The sequence below is a fragment of the Rhizobium hidalgonense genome, assembly GCF_005862185.2.
GTDB lineage: Bacteria > Pseudomonadota > Alphaproteobacteria > Rhizobiales > Rhizobiaceae > Rhizobium > Rhizobium hidalgonense.
In genome coordinates this window covers 2,690,934-2,709,503 of the sequence record NZ_CP054027.1, presented here as the reverse complement: position 1 = coordinate 2,709,503, position 18,570 = coordinate 2,690,934, and the positions used below count along the sequence as shown (strand labels likewise).

The window sequence follows — 18,570 nt, the reverse complement described above, 5'->3', positions numbered from 1 at the left end:
CGGCAAAATTGGAGGTTGAAGATGGGAAGCTTGTCCAGCTCCATCAACTCGCTGTTCCTCAAGGAATTCTTCGGCGCGTTCTTTCTGTCGATGCGCTATTTCTTCCGCCAGAAGGCGACGATCAACTATCCCTTTGAAAAGGGCCCGGTTTCCCCGCGTTTCCGCGGCGAGCACGCGCTGCGCCGTTATCCGAACGGCGAGGAACGCTGCATTGCCTGCAAACTCTGCGAGGCAATCTGTCCTGCCCAGGCGATCACCATTGAGGCCGGCCCCCGCCGCAACGACGGTACGCGCCGCACGGTGCGCTACGACATCGATATGGTGAAGTGCATCTATTGCGGCTTCTGCCAGGAGGCCTGCCCGGTCGACGCGATCGTCGAAGGCCCGAATTTCGAGTTCGCGACGGAAACCCGCGAAGAGCTCTATTTCGACAAGGCGCGCCTTCTCGACAACGGTGACCGCTGGGAACGCGAAATCGCCCGCAACATCGCGATCGACTCGCCGTACCGCTGATTGGGTTTTGAAATGCCGCGATGGAGCTCTGCTGCTCCGGTCGCGGTCAATATGCACAGGAGCTTTGCCGGTCAGCCGCGCCAAGCTCTATCGGGCAGAAAAACTCCCGGCTGCCCGGGGGAAGATGAAAAAGGCACCAACATGGGTCTGCAGGCTCTATTTTTCTATCTTTTCGCCTTTGTCGCGGTGGCGTCGGCGTTCATGGTCATCTGGGCGAAGAACCCGGTTCACTCGGTTCTGTTCCTGATCCTGGTGTTCTTCAACGCGGCCGGCCTCTTCCTGCTGCTCGGTGCCGAATTCCTGGCGATGATCCTGCTCGTCGTCTATGTCGGAGCCGTCGCCGTTCTCTTCCTCTTCGTGGTGATGATGCTCGATATCGACTTCACGGAGCTCAGGGCAGGGGTTCTCGAATACGCGCCGATCGGCGGGCTGATCGGGATCATTCTCGCCGCCGAGCTGATTGTCGTCATCGGCGGCAGCGTCATCTCGCCTGAGATCGCCAAATCCGTCGCCATGCCGATCCCGGCGCTCAGCGAGCGCACCAATACCGCCGCTCTCGGCGACGTGCTCTACACCAACTACGTCTATTTCTTCGAGATCGCCGGCCTGGTGCTGCTGGTCGCCATGATCGGCGCGATCGTGCTGACGCTGCGGCACCGCACCAATATCAAGCGGCAGAATATCCCGAGGCAGGTTGCCCGCACGCCCGCCACCGCCGTCGAGGTGGTGTCGGTCAAGCCCGGGCAGGGCGTCTAAAGGCAGGTCAAGGAACAAAGAACATGGTCATCGGACTTTCCCACTACCTGACGGTCAGCGCCATCCTCTTCACGCTCGGTGTCTTCGGCATCTTCCTGAACCGGAAGAACGTCATCGTCATCCTGATGTCGATCGAACTGATCCTGCTTGCCGTCAACATCAATATGGTCGCCTTCTCCTCCTTCCTGAACGACATCGTCGGCCAGGTCTTCGCGCTGTTCATCCTGACGGTCGCGGCTGCCGAAGCGGCGATCGGTCTTGCAATTCTCGTTGTCTTCTACCGCAACCGCGGCTCGATCGCGGTCGAAGACGTCAATATGATGAAGGGCTGAGTGGCTCATGTTCCTCTATAAGGCTATCGTCTTTCTTCCCTTGATCGGTGCGATCGTCGCCGGCCTGTTCGGCCGCGCCATCGGCGCCAAGGCTTCGGAATATGTCACCAGCGGCCTGATGATCATCGCCGCCATCCTGTCCTGGATCGTCTTTTTCAACGTCGGCATGGGACATCTCGAAGGCGGCCCGATCAAGGTCGAGGTGCTGCGCTGGATCCAGTCGGGCGGCATCGACGTCTCCTGGTCGCTGCGTGTGGATACGCTGACCTCCGTCATGCTGATCGTCGTCAACACGGTCTCGACGCTGGTGCACATCTATTCGATCGGTTACATGCACACCGATCCGCATCGTCCGCGCTTCTTCGCCTATCTCTCGCTCTTCACCTTCGCCATGCTGATGCTGGTGACGGCCGATAACCTGGCCCAGATGTTCTTCGGCTGGGAAGGCGTCGGTCTCGCCTCCTATCTCTTGATCGGCTTCTGGTTCAAGAAGCCGTCGGCAACCGCTGCGGCGATGAAGGCCTTCATCGTCAACCGCGTTGGCGACTTCGGCTTCGTGCTCGGCATTGCCGGCGTCTTCGTGCTGTTCGGCTCGATCAATCTCGACACGATCTTTGCCAATGCCTCGAACTTCGCCCCGCATGAAGGCGGCGGCGAGGCAAGCGAAGTGATCCTCAATCTCTTCGGCATGCAACTCGACAAGGCGCATGCGCTGACCGGCATCTGCCTGCTGCTCTTCATGGGCGCCATGGGCAAGTCGGCGCAGTTCCTGCTGCACACCTGGCTGCCGGACGCGATGGAAGGCCCGACCCCGGTCTCGGCCCTCATCCATGCCGCCACCATGGTCACCGCCGGCGTCTTCCTCGTCGCCCGCATGTCGCCTCTCTTCGAACTGTCGCCGGATGCACTCGTCGTCGTCACCGTGATCGGCGCGATCACCGCCTTCTTCGCGGCGACCGTCGGCCTGGTGCAGAACGACATCAAGCGCGTCATCGCCTATTCCACCTGTTCGCAGCTCGGCTACATGTTCGTGGCGCTGGGGGTAGGGGCCTATGGCGCGGCGATCTTCCATCTCTTCACGCACGCCTTCTTCAAGGCGCTGCTCTTCCTCTGCGCCGGCTCGGTCATCCATGCCGTCGATGGCGAGCAGGACATGCGCTACATGGGCGGCCTGCGGCCGCACATCAAGTGGACGTTCCGCATGATGATCATCGGCACACTGGCGATCACCGGCGTCGGCATTCCTTTCACGCCGTTCGGCTTTGCCGGCTTCTTCTCCAAGGACGTGATCATCGAGGCGACCTATGCTTCGCATTCACCGGTCGCCGGTTTTGCCTTCTCGCTGCTGGTCATCGCGGCTCTGTTCACCAGCTTTTATTCCTGGCGGCTGATCTTCATGACCTTCTATGGCAAGCCGCGCGCTTCGCATGAGGTCATGCATCACGTTCACGAGTCGCCGCAGGTCATGCTGGTTCCGCTCTACATCCTCGCCATCGGCGCGATGTTTGCGGGCGTAGTCTTCGAAGGCCGGTTCTACGGCGAGGAATATGCTGAGTTCTGGAAAGGTGCGCTGTTTACCGGCGCCGAGAACGAACTGGTGGAACAGTTCCATCACGTGCCGGCGCTGGTGGGCCTCAGCCCCTTTATCGCCATGCTGCTCGGCTTCGTCCTCGCCTGGTACATGTATATCCGCTCGCCGCAGACGCCGCGCGTCCTCGCCAAGCAGCACCGCGTGCTCTACCACTTCCTGCTCAACAAGTGGTATTTCGACGAGCTCTACGACTTCCTCTTCGTCCGCACCGCCAAGGCGCTCGGCCGCTTCCTGTGGAAGAAGGGTGACGTCGGCGTCATCGACACCTACGGTCCGAACGGCGTTGCCGCCCGCGTCGTCGCCGTCACCGACCGCGTCGTCCGCCTGCAGACCGGTTACCTCTATCACTATGCCTTCGCCATGCTGATCGGCATTGCGGCGCTTGTTACCTGGATGATGCTCGGGAGTTCCTTCTGATGACCGATTGGCCTATTCTTTCAACGGTCACCTTCCTGCCGCTCGTCGGCGTGGTGCTCCTGCTCTTGATGAACGGCGAGAGCGCTAGCGGCCGCAAGAACGTGCTGTGGATCTCGCTGATCACCACCGTGTTCACCTTCGTCGTCTCGCTCTTGATCTGGACCGGTTTCGACAATGCCAATCCGGGCTTCCAGATGGTCGAGAAGCATGACTGGCTCGGCACCGGTATCGGCTACCACCTTGGCGTCGACGGCATCTCCATGCTGTTCGTCATCCTGACGACCTTCCTCATGCCCTTCTGCGTGTTGGCGAGCTGGCTCTCGATCGAGAAGCGCCTGAAGGAATACATGATCGCCTTCCTCATCCTGGAAACGATGATGATCGGCGTCTTCGTCGCGCTCGATATCGTGCTCTTCTACGTCTTCTTCGAGGCGGGCCTCATTCCGATGTTCCTGATCATCGGCGTCTGGGGCGGCAAGGACCGCGTTTATGCGAGCTACAAGTTCTTCCTCTACACGCTGCTCGGCTCGGTGCTGATGCTGCTCGCCATCATGGCGATGTACTGGCAGGCCGGCACGACCGACATCACCGCATTGCTTGCCTACAAGTTCCCGCCGGCGCTGCAGACCTGGTTATGGCTTGCCTTCTTCGCCTCGTTTGCCGTGAAGATGCCGATGTGGCCGGTCCATACCTGGCTTCCGGATGCGCACGTTCAGGCGCCGACGGCAGGCTCGGTGATCCTGGCCGGCGTGCTCCTGAAGCTCGGCGGCTACGGCCTCATCCGCTTCTCGCTCGGCATGTTCCCTGTGGCGTCGGATTATTTCGCGCCGCTCGTCTTCGCGATGTCTGTCATCGCCATCATCTACACCTCGCTGGTGGCGATGATGCAGGACGACATCAAGAAGCTGATCGCCTATTCCTCGGTGGCGCACATGGGCTACGTGACCATGGGCATCTTCGCCGCCAACATGCAGGGCGTCCAGGGTTCGATCTTCCAGATGCTGTCGCACGGCATTGTCTCCGGCGCGCTCTTCCTCTGCGTCGGCGTCGTCTACGATCGCACCCACACCCGCGAGATCAACGCCTATGGCGGCCTCGTCAACAACATGCCGAAATATGCCGTCGCAATGATGGTCTTCACCATGGCCAATGTCGGGCTTCCCGGCACCTCGGGCTTCATCGGCGAATTCCTGACGCTGATGGGCGTCTTCCGGGTCAATACCTGGGTCGCGCTCTTTGCCGCCACCGGCGTCATCCTCTCGGCCGCCTATGCGCTCTGGCTCTATCGCCGGGTGATCTTCGGCGCGCTTGAGAAGGAAAAGCTGAAGGCGCTGCTCGATCTGTCCAGACGCGAACAACTGATCCTCTATCCGCTGGTCGCACTGACCATCTTCTTCGGCGTTTACCCGGCCCCGGTCTTCGATGCGACGGCCGCCTCGGTGGATCTGCTGGTCAACAACTACACGGCCGCCGTGCACGCAGCGCAGAATGTTGCGCTGTCTATGAATTGATGACGGGACTTATCGGACATGACCGCTGAAACAATTCTCCTCAGTCTGCATCTTTCCGCGCCGGAGCTCATCCTTGCGGTCGGCGCCCTGGTCCTGTTGATGGTCGGCGTCTTCTCGGGCGAGCGGTCGGGCCTTGTCGTCACCGGCCTCGCCATCGTCCTGCTGTTGGCCGCCGGCCTGTGGCTGCTCTTCGTGCCGGCAGAAGGCCTCGCCTATGGCGGCGTCTACATGGCCGACGGTTTCTCGCGCTTCATGAAGCTGGTGGCGCTCATCGGTTCGCTGGTCGCCCTGGTCATGACGATGGGGCATGCGCGCGAAAATCAGCTCGACAAGTTCGAGTTCCCGGTTCTGCTGGTGCTGGCGACGCTCGGGATCCTGCTGATGATCTCGGCCAACGACCTGATCTCGCTCTATCTGGCGCTGGAACTGCAGTCGCTGGCGCTCTATGTCGTCGCCGCGATCAACCGCGACAGCCTGAAGTCGACGGAAGCTGGCCTGAAATATTTCGTCCTCGGCGCGCTGTCCTCCGGCATGCTGCTCTACGGCATGTCGCTGGTCTATGGTTTCACCGGCCACACGCATTTCTCCGAGATCGCCCAGGCGCTTTCGGTCGAGGGCGCGCGTTCGCTCGGCCTGATCTTCGGCCTGGTCTTCATTCTCGCCGGCATTGCCTTCAAGATCTCGGCCGTTCCCTTCCACATGTGGACGCCGGACGTTTATGAAGGCGCGCCGACGCCGGTCACCGCCTTCCTGGCCGCTGCCCCCAAGGTTGCCGCCATGGCGATGATGACGCGCATCGTCATCACCGCCTTCCAGCCGGTTCTGGCCGACTGGCAGCAGGTCGTCGTCTTCATCTCGATCGCCTCGATGCTGCTCGGCTCGTTTGCCGCGATCGGCCAGAAGAACATTAAGCGGCTGATGGCTTATTCGTCGATCGGTCACATGGGCTATGCGCTGGTCGGCCTTGCCGCCGGCAACCAGACCGGTGTTTCCGGCGTCATGCTGTATATGGTCATCTATATGGTCATGACCCTCGGCACCTTCGCAATCATCATGTCGATGCGGCGCAAGGACGGCACCGTCGTCGAAAACGTCGACGATCTGGCCGGCCTTTCCACGACCAACCCGTTCATGGCCGTGGTGCTGACGGCGCTGATGTTCTCGCTCGCCGGCATTCCGCCGCTCGCCGGCTTCTTCGCCAAGTACTTCGTCTTCGTCGCCGCCATCGAAGCCAAGCTCTATGCGCTTGCCATTATCGGCGTTCTCGCCTCGGTCGTCGGCGCCTATTATTATCTGCGCGTCATCAAGCTGATGTGGTTCGATGAGGCGACCGGCGAATTCGCCCGGGTTTCCGGCGCGCTGCGTCTGGTCTTCGGTCTCTCCGGTCTCTTCGTCACTGCCTATGTGCTCATCGGCGGCCCGATCGGCGGTGCGGCAGAGCTTGCCGCCGCGACGCTCTTCTGATGGGTTCCGACGGACGCCGGATATCGCTCGGCGATTTCAGGCACGAGGCTCTGTCGGAAACATCGTCCACCAACAGCGAATGCCTTGCCCGGGCTCGGGCGGGCGATGGCGGCAATCTCTGGGTGACCGCCGAGCGGCAGTCCGGCGGCCGCGGCCGTCGCGGCAGGCTCTGGGTTTCCGAACGCGGCAATCTCTACGCCTCGCTTCTATTGGTCGATCCGGCGCCGATGGAGCGCCTCAGTTCTCTGCCGCTTGCCGTCGCCGTTGCCGTGCACCAGGCGATCCGCCGGGTGCTGCCGCTGGGCGCCGAGCCGCTCGAGGTCAAATGGCCGAACGATATCCTCATCGGCCGAAAGAAGACCTGCGGCATCCTCGTCGAAGGCGAGGGGCTGCCGGACGGCCGCTACGCGCTGATCATCGGTATCGGCATCAATGTCTCGGTCATGCCGGATAATCCGCTCTACCCTGCCACCTGCCTGCGTCAGCAGGGAAGTGCGGCCTCGCCGGAGGAACTCTTCGCCCATCTCTTCGCCGCCATGGCGGATGTGCTCGAAATCTGGGATCAGGGCCGCGGCATCGGTGAGATCACGGCGCTCTGGCGCGCGGTCGCCTGCGGCATCGGCGAAAAGATCACGGTGAATTTGCCGGACCGATCGATTTCCGGACAATTCGCCGGAATAGATGATAATGGCTTGTTGATGCTCGATACCGGCACTGGCAGGATAATGCCCATTGCTGCCGGTGATGTGTTTTTTGAATAGCGGAAAAAACGAAAATTATGGCGAAACAGGACGAGTTGGTATTCCTGCCTCTGGGCGGCGTTGGCGAGATCGGCATGAATCTCGCTCTCTATGGCTACGGCCCGTCAGAGCATCGCCAATGGATCATGGTCGATTGCGGCGTCACCTTTCCCGGCCCCGACCTGCCGGGCGTCGATCTCGTGCTGCCCGATATCCGCTTCCTCGCCAGTGAACGCAAGAACCTCAAGGCGATCATCATCACCCATGCGCATGAAGACCATTATGGCGCGCTCGCGGATCTCTGGCCGGGTCTCAACGTGCCGGTCTATGCCTCGGGCTTTACATCAGGTCTGCTCGAAGCCAAGCGCAATTTCGAGAAGGCCAGAATCGGTGAGGTGCCGGTGACGCCGTTCAAGGCAGGCGACACGATCAATGTCGGCCCATTCAGCATCGAAGGTGTGGCCGTCAACCATTCGATCCCCGAGCCGATGTCGCTGATGATCCGCACGCCGCTCGGCAATGTCATCCACACCGGCGACTGGAAGATCGACCACGAGCCTTCGCTCGGACCCCTGACCGATGAGACGCGTTTCCGTCAACTCGGCGACGAGGGCGTTCTGGCGCTGATGTGCGATTCCACCAACGCGCTGCGCGACGGTGTCTCGCCCTCCGAAAAGGATGTATCGGAAAGCCTGCGCAAGATCATCGAGGATGCCGAGGGCCGGGTGGCGATCACCACCTTTTCGTCGAATGTCGGGCGCATCCGCACCGTTGCCGAAGCTGCCGAGGCGGCCGGCCGCGAAGTGCTGCTGCTCGGCAGCTCGCTGAAGCGGGTCGTCGACGTTGCCCAGGATATCGGCCTGATGGAGGGCGTAAAACCCTTCATCTCCGAGGAGGAATACGGCTACATCCCGCGCGACAAGGTCGTCGTCATCCTGACCGGCAGCCAGGGCGAGGCGCGGGCAGCCCTTGCCAAGCTCTCCCGCGACGAGATGCGCAATGTTGCCTTTGCCGCAGGCGATATCGTCGTCTTTTCCTCCCGCGCCATTCCCGGCAACGAAAAGGCGATCCAGGATATCAAGAACGGCCTCGTCGAGCAGGGCGTGCACATCATCACCGATACCGAGGCGCTGGTTCACGTTTCCGGCCATCCCCGCCGCAACGAATTGCAGCGGATGTACGAGTGGACGCGGCCGAAGATCGTCGTGCCGGTGCATGGCGAGGCGACGCATCTGACGGCGCATAAGGAACTCGCCGAGCAATCGGGCATCGCAATCGTGCCGCGCGTGCGCAACGGCGACATCCTGCGGCTCGCGCCCGGTGCCGCCGAGGTGATCGGCGAGGCGCCGCACGGCCGCATCTACAAGGACGGTTCGCTGATCGGCGATTTCGACGAGATGGGCATCGGCGAGCGCAAGAAGCTCTCCTATGTCGGCCATGTCGCGGTCAGCGTCGTGCTCGATGCCCGCTACGACATCGTTGGAGATCCCGATCTCGTCTCGATCGGCCTGCCCGTTTATGACGACGAGGGCGAGGAGATGGAAGATACGCTCTTCGATGCGGCGATCAGCGCCATCGAAAGCATTCCCCGCGCCCGTCGCAAGGATATCGACATGGTACAGGAGGCCGTGCGCCGCGCCATCCGCGCCGCCGCGAACCATGCCTGGGGCAAGAAGCCGGTCGTAACCGCCTTCGTCACCAAGGTCTGATCATGCTCGGCCGGGTGAACCACATCGCCATCGCCGTTCCCGATCTGGCGGCGGCGACGGCCGCCTATCGCGACACGTTGGGTGCTGCGGTATCAGAGCCGCAGGCTCTGCCGGAACACGGCGTCACCGTCGTCTTCGTCGAATTGCCGAACACCAAGGTCGAATTGCTGCAGCCGCTTGGGGAAACCTCGCCGATCGCAGCCTTCCTCGAAAAGAACCCCTCCGGCGGCATGCACCACATCTGTTATGAGGTGGACGATATTCTGCTTGCCCGTGACCGGTTGGTCGCGGCCGGGGCGAGGGTGCTCGGCGATAGCAAGCCGAAGACCGGCGCGCATGGCAAGCCGGTGCTGTTTCTGCACCCTAAGGATTTCTTCGGCACGCTGATCGAACTCGAACAGGCCTGACATCCGCTTTGGCTGCGGCAGAGTGACCCGAAGGCGGGGAAATTCCTCGTTCGCTTTGAATTGGCCGCCGTTCCGCCGTATAAGGGCGCCCAACTCAAAATGACAGAACGTCCTTCGCCGTCCTGTCGGCACGACACCACTGGGAACCACAATGCTCCAGACCTTCCTTCAGGGATTTGCCGTCTACTTCATCGTCTGGTGGATGACGCTTTTTGCCGTGCTGCCGATCGGTCTGCGCACCCAGGCTGAGGACAACGACGTCGTGCTCGGCACTGTTCCGAGCGCGCCCAGCCGGTTTCGTGCCGTCTTTACCTTTTCGCTGACGACGCTGATATCGGCTCTGATTTACGGCCTCTGGTATGTCTGTGACACCTATTTCGGCTGGGGCTTCGATGCCCTTCCACAACTCGGGCCGAGCTTCTACTAAAACCTAGCTTTTGCCCAAACTTTGGGCAGATGTAAATTTAGCCGGACGGCATGCCGTCATACCGCCGTCATGCTTTTGCAGCAAAGAGCGCACGTAACGGAATGAGGCCCATCTCCTTACGGAAGCGGGCGGATTTTGGAGTGGGATGGGAAGCCGAAAAACCAAAAAAAAACAAGGCTAAAAGCCTTGTTTTAAGTATCGCGTGATCCGTAACCGTTGCCGGGGCTGCGACGAGCGCGCCTAAGATCTGATCCTCCCAAGACTTGACCGCGAATTCGGCAAGAATTTATCCTTCCTGCCTGTTTTGTGAGCTAAAGCTAGCTCAAACATTGGGCTTTGTCATCAGCTTTTTTTGCATTTTTGCTACACTCTAGCAAAATTTTTCTGTTGACAAGATTTTCGTTCAAGTCCTTATAAACACGCGCTTTTTCACGCCCTGTCATTTTGCGGCTGCGAACATGCGCGTGCGGGAGGTTGCCGACATCAGTTGCGGGTTTCCTTCCTGCCGCGAAGCGGCTATGAACGCTGCCGACATTAACCATTGTCTTTCGATTCCGCTTTCGGCGGATCTCAACTGCTTCGGAATCCGCCATGCGTCTGTCCCGCTATTTCATGCCCATCCTCAAGGAAAACCCCAAAGAGGCGGAAATCGTCTCCCATCGGCTGATGCTGCGGGCCGGCATGATCCGCCAGCAGTCGCAGGGCATTTATTCCTGGCTGCCGCTCGGCAAGCGCGTGCTCGATAAGGTCAACGCCATTATCCGCGACGAGCAGAACCGGGCCGGCGCCATCGAGCTGTCGATGCCGACCCTGCAGTCGGCCGAACTCTGGCAGGAGAGCGGCCGTTACGACGCCTACGGCAAGGAGATGCTGCGCATCAAGGACCGGCAGGACCGGCCGATGCTCTATGGTCCCACCAATGAGGAGATGGTGACGGATATTTTCCGCTCCTCCGTCAAGTCCTACAAGGACCTGCCGCTCAATCTCTATCACATCCAGTTGAAGTTCCGCGACGAGATCCGCCCGCGCTTCGGCACCATGCGCTCGCGCGAATTCATGATGAAGGATGCCTATTCCTTCGATCTGACGCGTGAAGCGGCGGAGCATTCCTACAACAAGATGTTTGCCGCCTACCTCAGAACATTCGATCGGCTCGGCCTGCGCGCCATTCCGATGCGCGCCGATACCGGCCCGATCGGTGGCAATCTCAGCCATGAATTCATCATTCTTGCCGATACCGGCGAATCCGAGGTCTTTTGCCACAAGGATTTCGTCGGCTTCGATATTCCTGGCGAAAGCACCGATTTCGACAGCGTCGAAGGCCTGCAAGCGATCTTCGACAAATGGACCTCGCTCTATGCGGCGACTTCGGAAATGCACGACGAGGCGGCCTTCAACGCCGTTCCCGAAGGCGACCGCCTGTCGGCCCGCGGCATCGAGGTCGGCCATATCTTCTATTTCGGTACGAAATATTCCGAGCCGATGGGCGCGAAAGTGCAGGGACCGGACGGTAAAGAACACTTCGTTCACATGGGTTCCTACGGTATCGGCCCGACACGCCTTGTTCCCGCCATCATCGAAGCCTCGCATGATGATAACGGAATCATCTGGCCGGCATCGGTTGCGCCGTTCGATGTCGTGGTGATCAACATGAAGGCGGGCGATCAGGCCTGCGACGATACTTGCGAGCTGATCTATGCCGCGCTGAGCAAGGCCGGCAAGGATGTGCTCTATGACGATACCGACGACCGGGCCGGCACGAAGTTCGCGACCGCCGACCTGATCGGCGTGCCTTTCCAGATTATTGCCGGCCCGCGCGCGGTCGCAAACGGCGAAGTTGAGGTGAAGGACCGCAAGACCGGCGACCGCGAAACGATGACCATCGAAGCGGCGATCAACAGGTTCCTGGCTTAAGGAAACGGAGGCGAAATGGCAGAGGCAGCAGTGGACCGGAGTTCGAAATCCGGCTTGGGTCCGGCTGGCAAGCCATTTTCCACCTTCGAACGCCTCGTGGCGTGGCGCTATCTGCGCGCCCGCCGCAAGGAGGCCTTCATCTCGGTGATCGCCGGCTTCTCCTTCGTTGGCATCATGCTCGGCGTTGCGACGCTGATCATCGTCATGGCCGTCATGAACGGCTTCCGCACCGAACTCGTCTCGCGCATCCTCGGCATCAACGGCCATATGATCGTCCAGCCGTCCGATGGCCCTTTCACCGATTATCCCGATCTCGCCAGCAGGCTCGCGGCTGTGCCCGGCGTCAAGATGGCGCTGCCGCTGGTGGAAGGCCAGGTGCTTGCCTCCGCTCAGGCCGGCGGCAGCACTGGCGCCCTGGTGCGCGGCGCCCGTGCCGAAGACCTGACGAAGCTCAAGACGATTTCCGGCAACATCAAATCAGGCGACATGGTGGGTTATGCCTCCGGCCAGGGTGTGCTGATCGGTACCGGCATGGCCAACCAGCTCGGGTTGAGCGTCGGCGATCTCATTACGCTGACGTCTCCGGATGGTGACATCACGCCGATGGGCGTCAGCCCCCGCGTCAAGTCCTACAAGATCTCCGGCCTCTTCGAGATCGGCATGTCGGAATATGATTCCTCGATCATCTTCATGCCGCTCGAGGAGGCGCAGCTTTATTTCAATGCCGAAGGGCTGGTGCAGTCGATCGAGCTTTTCGTCGATCACCCCGACGATATCGACGCGCTGAGGCCCAAGGTGGAGGAGGCGGCCGGCCGCCAGATTAACCTCACCGACTGGCGCCAGCGCAACCAGACTTTCTTTTCGGCACTGCAGGTCGAGCGCAACGTCATGTTCATGATCCTGACGCTGATCGTGCTTGTGGCGGCGCTGAACATCATCTCCGGTCTGATCATGCTGGTGAAGGACAAGGGCAGCGATATCGCCATCCTGCGTACCATGGGCGCCAGCGCCGGTGCGATCATGCGGATCTTCTTCATGACCGGGGCGGCGATCGGTATCGTCGGCACCCTTGCCGGAGTGCTGCTCGGCGTTCTCGTCTGCGTCAACATCGAGTCCATCCGCCAGTTCTTCTCCTGGATTTCCGGCACCGTGATCTTTAATCCGCAGGTCTATTTCCTCAGCCAGCTGCCGGCCGAGATGCAGCTCAGCGAAACCATTTCGATCGTCGTCATGGCGCTGACGCTCTCCTTCATCGCGACGATCTTTCCGGCCTGGCGCGCCTCCAGGCTCGATCCGGTGCAGGCCCTGCGCTACGAATAAGGAATGCCGACTTCATGAACCGCAACGTCGTTCTCAAGCTTACCGGCGTCGAGCGCCATTACGGGCAGGGCGATACGCTGCTCCCGATCCTGAAGGGCGCGGAATTTTCGCTGTCGAAAGGCGAGATCGTCGCTCTCGTCGCTCCGTCGGGGACCGGCAAGTCGACGCTGCTGCATATTGCCGGCCTGCTGGAGCATCCAGACGGCGGTGAAGTCACCATCAACGGCCATGCGTGCGACGGCCTTTCAGACGAGAAACGTACCGGGATCCGCCGCAGCGAGATCGGCTTCGTCTACCAGTTCCACCACCTCTTGCCCGAATTTTCGGCGCTCGAAAACATCATGATGCCGCAGCTGATTGCCGGACTGTCCTGGAAGGAAGCCGGCGAGCGGGCCGGCCAGCTCCTCGATTATATGCGCATCGGCCATCGTGGCGCCCATCGCCCCGGCGAGCTTTCCGGCGGCGAGCAGCAGCGCGTCGCGATTGCCCGCGCCGTTGCCAATGCGCCAAGCTTGCTTCTTGCCGACGAGCCGACCGGCAATCTCGACCCGGAAACGGCAGCCTACGTCTTCGACGCGCTGGAGGCGCTGGTGCGCCAGTCCGGCCTCGCGGCGCTTATCGCCACCCACAATCACGAACTCGCCCGCCGCATGGATCGGCGCGTGACGATCTCGGACGGCAAGATCGTCGATTTCTAAAACCGCGGTCTATGGCTGTCCGGCTTGCGCCGATGCGCAACCGGCTGGATAGTGTGCTGCCCCTCACCCTAACCCTCTCCCCGTAAAAACGGGGAGAGGGGACGCGCCATGCGAGAGGTTTGCGGGAGGCCGAGAGGGTGCGGCATATCCCGAAGGTGCCGGCAGGCGGATGAGGGGCTGGTTCCGCCGATCTCGCCGTTCTCCTGGCCGTACACCACGCACTCAATCGGCAATTCGAACCCGAGGCAGCACTGCGGTCACGGGATGACCAGTCCGCCGTGATAATCGAGCATATAGGCCTTGCGGCCGTCGACCATGATGCATTCGTGGCCGCTGAAGCGCTTGCAACTGCCCTCGCTGCGGTCGAGATAACGGCCGAGCGGATGATCGAATTCCATTCCGCCAAGAAAGCGCCCCTGCCGATACATGGCTGAAAGTGCCGCCTTGATCACCGTCCCGGCGGCAGCGCCGTCGATGACATCCGGTGCAACGATCCATCCGAAATAATTCATCACCCAGATCGGCTCGCCGGCAGACCACACCACCTCCTGTCCGGCGAAATCGGTGCCGCCGAAATAGCTGTCGAGATAGCGCCAGTCGCCGCTCTCGTAACCGATATCATGGGAACCCGGTCGGCAGGGCGCGCTCGGCACGCCGCCGCCGACATAGGTCGCGGCCTTGGCCTCCACGACGAATTCATTCAGCATCGCAATGTCGACCATATCGTTCTCCTCTCGGCCGAATGCTGGCAAATATGCAGCAACGTGTAAAGAACAAAAGCGGAACAATAGTCGGAAAGAAGTGGCTCGCTTTAAACGGAGGTCAGACGGCTGAGGCCATGCTGATCTGAGGCGGATCGGGCGAGGACCACGGCCTGTCCATTACACGCGTGTCGGTCCCTCCCGATTCGCAATGCGCTGCCGGAGATTCTCCGAACACAAGAAAGGAGGAAAAGATTCCTGTTGACAATGGAACATATATCGAACAAATTGAAAACATAACGAGTAAAGGAGAGCCAAATGACTGACATGATCCGTGATATCGCAGCATTCACCTCCATCGCAATGTTCGTTGCCAGCTTCTCGCTGATTGTCATGGCGATCTAAAGTTTTCAGGGGACCGCATGGCAATCATGCGGTCCGGACGTGGGACTTCTGCTGGACATCATCGCCCTCTATGCCGACAATGCGCCCGATTCATTCGGGTGATTGGGAAGGCATGTCATGGCGGATACGGCAAAGGGTTCTACGGCTGAGGCGACCGGCGGCACGCCGGGCTTCATCCATCTGAGGGTCCATTCTGCCTATTCGCTTCTTGAGGGCGCTTTGCCGCTGAAGAAGATCCTCTACAAGGCGACCGGCGACAGCCAGCCGGCAATCGCCATTACCGACACCAACAATCTGTTCGTCGCACTGGAATTTTCCCAGAAGGCGATGGACGAGGGCCTGCAGCCAATCATCGGTTGCCAGGTCTCGATCGACATGGAAGACGGGTTGGAAACGGAAAAGCGCGGCGGCCAGCAGGCCCTGGTCAAGCTGCCGTCGATCGTTCTTCTCGCTGCCACGGATGCCGGTTACGAACGGCTGGTCGATCTCGTCAGCCGCGCTTATCTCGGCGGTGAAAGCAACCAGGCCATTCATGTCAGAGCCTCCTGGCTGGCGGAGGCCGGCACCGAAGGGCTGATTGCTTTGACCGGCGCCCTGACCGGGCCGGTCGACGCGGCGATCAAAGAGGGCCATTCCGCCCAGGCGGAAGCCCGGCTACTCGCGCTGAAGAGCCTGTTCGGCGATAGGCTCTATGTCGAACTGCAGCGGCACGGCACCTACGACAAGCGCCACGAGCAGGGGATCGTCGGGCTCGCCTATGCCCACGACCTGCCGCTGGTTGCGACCAATGAGGCCTTCTTCCCGACCCGCGACGATTACGACGCCCATGATGCGCTGATGGCGGTCGCCCACAACGCCATCGTCTCCGACGACAGCCGCTTTCGCTTGACGCCGGACCATTATCTGAAGAGCCGGGCCGAGATGGCCAAGCTTTTCGCCGACCTGCCGGAAGCGCTGGAAAATACGATCGAGATCGCCAGGCGCTGCTCCTTTGTGCTGAAGACGCGCAAGCCGATCCTTCCCCGCTTCACCGGCGCGACCGACGATGCCGAGGAAGCCGAACGCGCCGAGGCGAGCGAATTACGCCGCCAGGCGGTCGAAGGGTTGGACCTGCGGCTTGCGACGCTCGGCATGTCGCCGGGTTACGAGGAAAAGGAATATCGCGAGCGGCTGGATTTCGAGCTCAGTGTCATCGAGCGCATGCGTTTTCCTGGTTACTTCCTGATCGTTGCCGACTTCATCAAATGGGCCAAGCAGCACGATATTCCGGTCGGTCCCGGCCGCGGTTCCGGCGCAGGCTCGCTTGTTGCCTACGCCTTGACGATTACCGATGTCGATCCGCTGCGGTTTTCGCTGCTGTTCGAGCGCTTCCTTAATCCCGAACGCGTCTCGATGCCGGACTTCGACATCGACTTCTGCCAGGACCGCCGCGAAGAGGTGATCCGCTACGTCCAGGCCAAGTATGGCCGCGAGCAGGTGGCGCAGATCATCACCTTCGGTTCGCTGCAGGCGCGCGCCGCCCTTCGCGACGTCGGTCGCGTGCTTGAGATGCCCTACGGTCAGGTCGACAAGATCTGCAAACTCGTGCCGAACAACCCGGCCAACCCGACGCCGCTGTCGAAGGCGATCGAGGAGGAGCCGAAGCTGCAGGAGGAGGCGGCAAAGGAACCGGTCGTCGCGCGCCTGCTCGACATTGCCCAGAAGATCGAGGGGCTTTACCGCCATGCCTCGACGCACGCCGCCGGCATCGTAATCGGCGACCGGCCGCTCTCCAAGCTGGTGCCGATGTATCGCGATCCGCGCTCCGACATGCCGGTTACCCAGTTCAACATGAAATGGGTGGAGCAGGCCGGCCTCGTCAAGTTCGACTTCCTCGGCCTGAAGACGCTGACGGTGCTGAAGGTCGCCGTCGATTTCGTCGCCAAGCGCGGCATCGCGGTCGACCTTGCCGCCATTCCTCTCGACGACAAACCAACCTACGAGATGCTGTCGCGCGGCGAAACGGTCGGTGTGTTCCAGGTGGAAAGTGCCGGCATGCGCAAGGCGCTGATCGGCATGAAGCCGGACTGCATCGAGGACATCATCGCGCTGGTGGCGCTCTATCGTCCGGGCCCGATGGAGAATATCCCGACCTACAATGCCCGCAAGCACGGCGAAGAGGAGCTGGAATCGATCCATCCGATGATCGACCACCTGCTCAAGGAAACTCAAGGGGTCATCGTCTATCAGGAACAGGTGATGCAGATCGCCCAGGTCCTGTCCGGCTATTCGCTCGGTGAAGCCGACCTTCTGCGCCGCGCCATGGGCAAGAAGATCAAGGCCGAGATGGACCAGCAGCGCGAACGCTTCGTCGTTGGCGCCGTCAAGAACGGCGTCTCGAAGCCGCAGGCCGACAATATCTTCGAACTGCTGGCGAAGTTCGCCAACTACGGCTTCAACAAGTCGCATGCCGCCGCCTATGCCATCGTCTCCTACCAGACGGCCTATATGAAGGCGCATTATCCGGTCGAATTCCTCGCCGCCTCGATGACGCTCGACATGTCCAACACCGAAAAGGTCAATGACTTCCGTCAGGATGCCAAGCGCTTGGGTATCGAGGTGATCGCACCCTCGGTCCAGACCTCCTTCCGCCACTTCCAGACCGGCGACAACCGCATCTATTACGCGCTCGCCGCCCTCAAGGGCGTCGGCGAATCCGCCGTCGACCATATCGTCGAGGTGCGCGGCGACAAGCCGTTTGCCGGTATCGAGGATTTCTGCCTGCGTATCGATCCGCGCCAGGTCAACCGCCGCGTGCTCGAAAGCCTGATCTTTGCCGGCGCCTTCGATTGTTTCGACATGGACCGCGCCCAGCTTGCCGCCGGTCTCGACCGCGTTCTCGGTTATGCCCAGCGCGCCCAGGAGAACAAGCTGAGCGGCCAGTCGGACATTTTCGGCAGTACGCTGACCTCGGGGCCCGAGAAGATCTCCCTGCCGCCGTTTTCGCCATGGCTCGCCTCGGAGCGGCTGCTCAAGGAGTTCCAGGTGCTGGGTTTCTATCTCACCGCCCACCCGCTCGATTCCTACAACAACATCCTGCAGAAGATGCGGGTGCAGACCTTTGCAGAGTTTTCCCAGGCGATCAAACAGGGCGCCTTCAATGCACGCCTCGCCGGCACCGTCATTTCGAAGCAGGAGCGCAAGACCCGCACCGGCAACAAGATGGGCATCATCGTCTTTTCCGATTCCTCCGGCCAGTTCGAGGCGGTGCTGTTTTCGGAAATGCTGAACCAGTATCGCGACGTGCTGGAATCGGGAAAATCCTTCGTGCTGACCGCCACCGGCGAGGAGCGGCCGGAAGGGATCGGCCTGCGCATCCAGACGATCCAGTCACTGGAGGAAAAATCACTGCAGATGCAGAAGGCGCTGCGCGTCTATGTCAGAGATTCCGGGCCGCTGAAGATGGTCGCCGGCCATCTCAACGCCAAGGGCGACGGCCTCGTTTCCTTCATCGTCATCAAGGAGGACGGCAAACGCGAGGTGGAAGTGGCGCTGTCGGAGAAATACCGCATCACGCCGGAAATCGCGGCCGCTCTCCGCGCCGCCCCCGGCGTCGTTGATGTCGAGCTTGTCTAGAGATGATGCGCATCACCTAGGGTGATTTTTGTCACTTCGGATGATGGTTA

16 protein-coding genes are annotated in these 18,570 nt (G+C 60.9%); 14 read left to right on the top strand and 2 right to left on the bottom strand.

The annotated features are described in order from the left end of the window. The first annotated feature begins 21 nt into the window (after nt 1-21). The 10 genes from nuoI to FFM81_RS13015 all read left to right on the top strand — a co-directional run bounded on the left by nuoI (nt 22) and on the right by FFM81_RS13015 (nt 9,867). Nucleotides 22-513 carry an NADH-quinone oxidoreductase subunit NuoI gene (gene nuoI / locus FFM81_RS13060; protein WP_003573902.1) on the top strand — a complete coding sequence of 164 codons (492 nt, stop codon included), beginning with the start codon at nt 22-24 and terminating at the stop codon, nt 511-513. A gap of 141 nt (nt 514-654) precedes the next feature. Then, nucleotides 655-1,269 carry an NADH-quinone oxidoreductase subunit J gene (locus FFM81_RS13055; RefSeq protein ID WP_003573901.1) on the top strand — a complete coding sequence of 205 codons (615 nt, stop codon included), beginning with the start codon at nt 655-657 and terminating at the stop codon, nt 1,267-1,269. 23 nt (nt 1,270-1,292) lie between these two features. After that, on the top strand, nt 1,293-1,601 hold the full coding sequence (gene nuoK, locus FFM81_RS13050; protein WP_003547388.1) for an NADH-quinone oxidoreductase subunit NuoK: 309 nt from the start codon (nt 1,293-1,295) through the stop codon (nt 1,599-1,601). A 7-nt stretch (nt 1,602-1,608) separates the two neighbouring features. Further along, entirely contained in the window at nt 1,609-3,609 is a 2,001-nt protein-coding gene (gene nuoL / locus FFM81_RS13045; RefSeq protein ID WP_138384863.1) for an NADH-quinone oxidoreductase subunit L, read from the top strand. Then, on the top strand, nt 3,609-5,120 hold the full coding sequence (locus FFM81_RS13040) for an NADH-quinone oxidoreductase subunit M (RefSeq protein WP_003573899.1): 1,512 nt from the start codon (nt 3,609-3,611) through the stop codon (nt 5,118-5,120). The genes nuoL and FFM81_RS13040 overlap by 1 nt, the downstream gene beginning before the upstream one ends. Before the next feature lie 18 nt (nt 5,121-5,138). Beyond that, nucleotides 5,139-6,584, top strand: a complete 1,446-nt coding sequence (nuoN, locus tag FFM81_RS13035; RefSeq protein WP_003573898.1) for an NADH-quinone oxidoreductase subunit NuoN — start codon at nt 5,139-5,141, stop codon at nt 6,582-6,584. Beyond that, complete coding sequence (locus FFM81_RS13030) at nt 6,584-7,345, top strand: biotin--[acetyl-CoA-carboxylase] ligase (protein WP_128399301.1); 762 nt, start codon at nt 6,584-6,586, stop codon at nt 7,343-7,345. The genes nuoN and FFM81_RS13030 overlap by 1 nt, the downstream gene beginning before the upstream one ends. A gap of 17 nt (nt 7,346-7,362) precedes the next feature. Beyond that, the gene (locus FFM81_RS13025) at nt 7,363-9,033 is read left to right on the top strand and encodes a ribonuclease J (RefSeq protein WP_003573896.1); all 1,671 of its coding nucleotides are present in this window, start codon (nt 7,363-7,365) and stop codon (nt 9,031-9,033) included. Between the two features lie 2 nt (nt 9,034-9,035). Next, a complete protein-coding gene (gene mce, locus FFM81_RS13020; protein WP_003573895.1) occupies nt 9,036-9,440 on the top strand; it encodes a methylmalonyl-CoA epimerase in 405 nt (134 codons plus the stop codon). 151 nt (nt 9,441-9,591) lie between these two features. Further along, nucleotides 9,592-9,867 (top strand): DUF1467 family protein, encoded by a 276-nt coding sequence (locus FFM81_RS13015; RefSeq protein WP_003573894.1) that lies wholly within the window; start codon nt 9,592-9,594, stop codon nt 9,865-9,867. A gap of 317 nt (nt 9,868-10,184) precedes the next feature. Here the strand turns inward: FFM81_RS13015 and FFM81_RS13010 are convergent, their stop codons facing one another. Further along, nucleotides 10,185-10,460, bottom strand: a complete 276-nt coding sequence (locus FFM81_RS13010; protein WP_164895976.1) for a hypothetical protein — start codon at nt 10,458-10,460, stop codon at nt 10,185-10,187. On the opposite strand from FFM81_RS13010, the gene proS reads away from it, so the two are divergent. Genes proS through FFM81_RS12995 form a run of 3 tightly spaced genes read left to right on the top strand, consistent with a single transcriptional unit; the run spans nt 10,459 to nt 13,799 of the window. After that, nucleotides 10,459-11,781: a proline--tRNA ligase gene (gene proS, locus FFM81_RS13005; RefSeq protein WP_003573892.1), complete on the top strand. Its 1,323-nt coding sequence runs from the start codon at nt 10,459-10,461 to the stop codon at nt 11,779-11,781. The two genes, FFM81_RS13010 and proS, sit on opposite strands and share 2 nt — an antisense overlap. A 15-nt stretch (nt 11,782-11,796) precedes the next feature. Next, the gene (locus FFM81_RS13000; protein ID WP_003573890.1) at nt 11,797-13,101 is read left to right on the top strand and encodes a lipoprotein-releasing ABC transporter permease subunit; all 1,305 of its coding nucleotides are present in this window, start codon (nt 11,797-11,799) and stop codon (nt 13,099-13,101) included. A gap of 14 nt (nt 13,102-13,115) precedes the next feature. Beyond that, entirely contained in the window at nt 13,116-13,799 is a 684-nt protein-coding gene (locus FFM81_RS12995) for an ABC transporter ATP-binding protein (RefSeq protein ID WP_003573888.1), read from the top strand. A 257-nt stretch (nt 13,800-14,056) separates the two neighbouring features. Here FFM81_RS12995 and FFM81_RS12990 read toward each other — a convergent pair whose 3' ends face one another. Continuing rightward, nucleotides 14,057-14,521 (bottom strand): DUF5680 domain-containing protein, encoded by a 465-nt coding sequence (locus tag FFM81_RS12990; RefSeq protein WP_003573886.1) that lies wholly within the window; start codon nt 14,519-14,521, stop codon nt 14,057-14,059. A 501-nt stretch (nt 14,522-15,022) separates the two neighbouring features. On the opposite strand from FFM81_RS12990, the gene dnaE reads away from it, so the two are divergent. Next, nucleotides 15,023-18,520, top strand: coding sequence for a DNA polymerase III subunit alpha (dnaE, locus tag FFM81_RS12985; protein ID WP_138384864.1), 3,498 nt, complete (start codon nt 15,023-15,025; stop codon nt 18,518-18,520). Nucleotides 18,521-18,570 lie beyond the last annotated feature (50 nt).